This is a genomic window from Acidovorax delafieldii 2AN, assembly GCF_000175235.1.
Taxonomy (GTDB): Bacteria; Pseudomonadota; Gammaproteobacteria; order Burkholderiales; family Burkholderiaceae_C; genus Acidovorax; species Acidovorax delafieldii_B.
Genome location: NZ_ACQT01000306.1, coordinates 1 through 3,685 on the forward strand (window position 1 = coordinate 1; position 3,685 = coordinate 3,685).

A 3,685-nucleotide genomic window follows, 5' to 3' on the forward strand; every position below is an offset into this window, starting at 1 on the left:
CCGCCGCCGGCGAGACCCTGCTGGGCCAGCGGGTCTTCATCGCGCAGCGCCCAGCCGCCAGCGCAGATGCCGCCGGAGGCACCCGGGCGCTGGCCGCAGCCACCGGGCAGGTCGCGCAGGAGCTGGCGCAATGGCTGGAGCAAATGGGCCGGTGAACGGCGCTGCAGGCCGTCCGCAGCCCCGCGGGCGAGCCGCGGGTGGGAGCGGGTCCACAGCGCAGAGGTTGCAAGGGCGCGGCAGCAGGCTGCAGGGTCGTGCTGTGGCATGCGCCGAGTGGTGAGTTTGGCGTGGCTGCTGCGGCGACGCCTCCCGCGCTCCTGAAACCGCGCGCGGGCCAGAACCCTTCTGACGCGATAGCGATCACGCGGCATACGTGGGCACGGTCCACGGTGGGAAGGGGCTCTGCCGCCCACGTTGCGCTGCAGGGAGGGAGCCTTGGCGGGCACGGCATACGCCAGCTGAGCCACACCACGCTGGCGGAGCTGGTGAAGCTGGTGGACTGTAGATGGCGCCGTGCTCACCATCCGCCGCCGGCATGCCTCGCCAGCAGCCCCTCAGCCCATGAAGCCCAGGTCGACGGGATAGTCGGGCCGCCCGGCCGCCGCGCCAAAGTGGCCCAGATTGGGCAGGATGCCCGCCATTTCACCCGGCCCCACACCAAACCACCGCGCCAGCGTGGCCGCATACTGGTCCACCGACGTGGTCGGCAGCAACCGGCCCTGGCCCACGTGCCATTGGTCTTCGGGGGCGGCGGTGTTGGCCACGCTGACGGGCGGCGCCGTGCCATAGAACGCCTGGCCTTTCACGGCACCGCCCACCACCAGATGGTGGCCGCCCCAGCCATGGTCTGAGCCATCGCCGTTGGAAGTGAGCGTGCGCCCGAAGTCCGAGGCCGTGAACGCCGTCACCTTGTCGGCCAGCCCAAGTTCCACCGTGGCGTTGTAGAACGCGGTCATGGCTTCGCTCAGCCGCTGCATCAGCACAGGTTGCTGGGCAATCAGGTTGTCGTGCAGGTCGAAGCCGCCCAGGGACACCATGAACACCTGGCGTTTGGCGCCCAGCGCCTGGCGCGCGCCGATCAGGCGGGCCACCATCTTGAGCTGATCGGCCAGCGGATTGCCCGCAGGAAAGGCGGTGGCCAGCGACACGCCTGCGAGCCCGCTGGTGACGGACGATTCGGCCGCAATGGCGCGGCGCGTGACGCGGGTGTATTCGTCTTCGAGCGTGTGGTTGCTGGGTTGCTGGATCAGCGTGGTCAGGGCGCTGCGTACGGCGCTTTGTCCATAAACATTGTTCTTCACACCGTTGATGGCGATGGCGCCGCCCGTGCTCACCTGGTACTGCAGGGCCGCATCGCCCGACAGGTACACGGCGTTGCCGGTGACCGAAATGCAGGTGAACAGCGAGTTGCCGTTGGACGACAGCGCAAGGTCGCCGAGGTTGCCGCCCCAGCCCACGGTAGATCCCTCGGGTGATGACGACTGCCAGACCGACTGCTGGTCGTTGTGCGAGAACAGCTTGGGCGGCACCGGGTAGGCCTTGCGATCGGCACTGCTGTACTGGGCGCGGGTGAGTGGCACCACCAGTGGGCCCACGTTCAGCTGCACGGCGGCCTTGCCCCCGTTGAAGAGCTGGGCCAGCCCGCCCATGGCAGGGTGCAGCGCGTACTGCCGGTTGTCGGGCAGGGCCTGCGTGGGGTTCAGCAACGTGGGTGTGAGCGCGGCCTTGGCCAGCGCAATGCCACCTGCCGTCTGGCCGGCGCCGCCGCCGCGAATGGCGCTGTAGCGGTTGTAGCTGGCGTCGTCGTAGGTCACCACGGTGTTGGCGTAGTCGTTGCCGCCATAGAGGAAGACGCAGACCAGGGCCTTGTAATCCGTGGCGGTGAATGCCGCGGCCTCGCCCATGGCGGCAAGGTTCAGGGCCAGGGGCAGGGCCGTGCCTGCCATTCCCAGTTGGGCCGAGCGGCGCAGAAAAGCCCTGCGGCTGTGGAGTTCCGGCGTGAGCAGGTGCATGGCGGGCGCTATTTCTGGATGAGGTATTCGGCCGAAGCCATCACCAGCAGCACGGCTGCGGCGATGCGGTCCAGCTTGGCGTTGTCGCTGCTGGCGGCGGTGACGGGGGTGCTTTTGAGCGCATCCGTGATCAGCTTGACCGTGGCGGTGGACAGTTGCCCTGCGCACATCAGCAGATTGATGTGCGCCACCAGCGCGTCGGCATCGGGCGCGAGGGCGCGCTCGGCGGTGTAGGTGGCCTTGATGTCGTAGCCGTTGGCCGCAGTGCTGCCATTGTTCGGAAGATCGGGCGCGTTCACATAGATGCCGTTGCGGATGACGCCCTGCATGTAGTTCAGGTAGCCGCCCACGCTGCTTTCGTTGACCAGCTGGAACTCGGGCGCCGCCGCACCAGCGGCGGCAAGTGCGGTGGAAGGCGGCACATAGCCGGGGCGAAAGAAATTGAACACCGACGGCGAGCGCAGCGGGCTCTGGCCCAGCCGCGACCCGGCGGCGCTGAGGTCGCCGATCTTCCAGCTGCCCTGGGCCGAGTTGAGCGCGAACGTCCGCCCCCATTGCACAAAGCGCAGCATGGGCTCGCGCAGCTTGCCGAAACCTGGCTGGCTCAGGCCCGTGGGAGAACGCGCCTCGCTGTCGAGCAGCACTGCCTTCACCACGGCGCGCAGGTCGCCCCGCACGCCCTGGCCGTTGTTGTTGAATGCGGCCGCCACCCGCGCCACGTAGGCCCCCGATGGATTGCTGGTCACCAGGCGCTGAATGAGCTGGCGGCCGATGAAGGGCCCGACGTTGGGGTGGTTGAAGATGGTGTCGAGCGCCGTTTTCAGCGCGGCTGCGCCCGGCGTTCCGGCACCAATGGTCACGCTCAGAAAGGTGGCGGCCATGGTCGAGTGCAGCGAGGCGTTGAGCGCCATGGGCAGCCGCGTGAACGTGGTGTTGGGCACGACGCGTGAGGTTCCGGGCACGGTGGTGGGCGCGTTCTGGGACTGGTCGTAGTCGTAGCCGGTGAAAACGCGCGCCAGGTTGGTGACGTCGCCCTGCGTGTAGCTGTCGATGGGGGTGCCCGAGGCATCGCGCTGGGGCGTGCCGTCGGGGTTCAGGTTCACCAGCCCGATGGACATGAGCTGCAGAATTTCGCGCGCGAAGTTTTCGTCGGGCTGTCGGCCGGTGCGCGCGTTTTCCTTCTGGTTGCCGCGCGTGTTGAGGTAATAGCCCATGGCGGGGTTCAGCGTCACGTCTTCGAGCAGGGTGCGGAAGTTGCCGAATGCGTTGGCCGCGAGCTGGTCCCAGTAATGGGCCATGGCATGGCTGCGCCAGCTCAGGTCGAGCCCCGACAGCGAGACGACGAAGATCTCTGACAGCGCCAGCGCCACCCGCTTGCGCACGCCGTCGCCGGCCGTCATCAGCTGGTGCCAGACCATGCAGTCGGCTGGATAGCTGTTGTCGTAGTAGTTGGTGGCGGCGTCCACCTGGGCGTAGCCCCTCTGGTTGAGCCAGTCCCAGCCCCGCGGGCCCGGCGGGGTATCCAACTGCTGGTCCAGCCAGGTTTCATAGCTGGTCGCGCGCACGGCCGCGATGTCCGAAGGGGTGGCCGACAGCTGCGCCTGAAGCAGGAAGCGGGCCGCCTCGCGGTCGGTGCCCGCAGAAGGGTACGCCGCACCCTGCGCGGGAGCGCC

The 3,685-nt window shown here is 68.3% G+C and carries 2 protein-coding genes; both read right to left on the reverse strand.

Annotated elements, in window-relative coordinates; all coding sequences use genetic code 11:
* Positions 1-554 precede the first annotated feature (554 nt).
* Positions 555-2,012, reverse strand: a complete 1,458-nt coding sequence (locus ACDELDRAFT_RS20110; RefSeq protein WP_005799897.1) for a DUF1501 domain-containing protein — start codon at positions 2,010-2,012, stop codon at positions 555-557.
* An 8-nt stretch (positions 2,013-2,020) separates the two neighbouring features.
* On the reverse strand, positions 2,021-3,685 hold a 1,665-nt coding region (locus tag ACDELDRAFT_RS20115; protein WP_005799899.1), incomplete at its 5' end, for a DUF1800 domain-containing protein.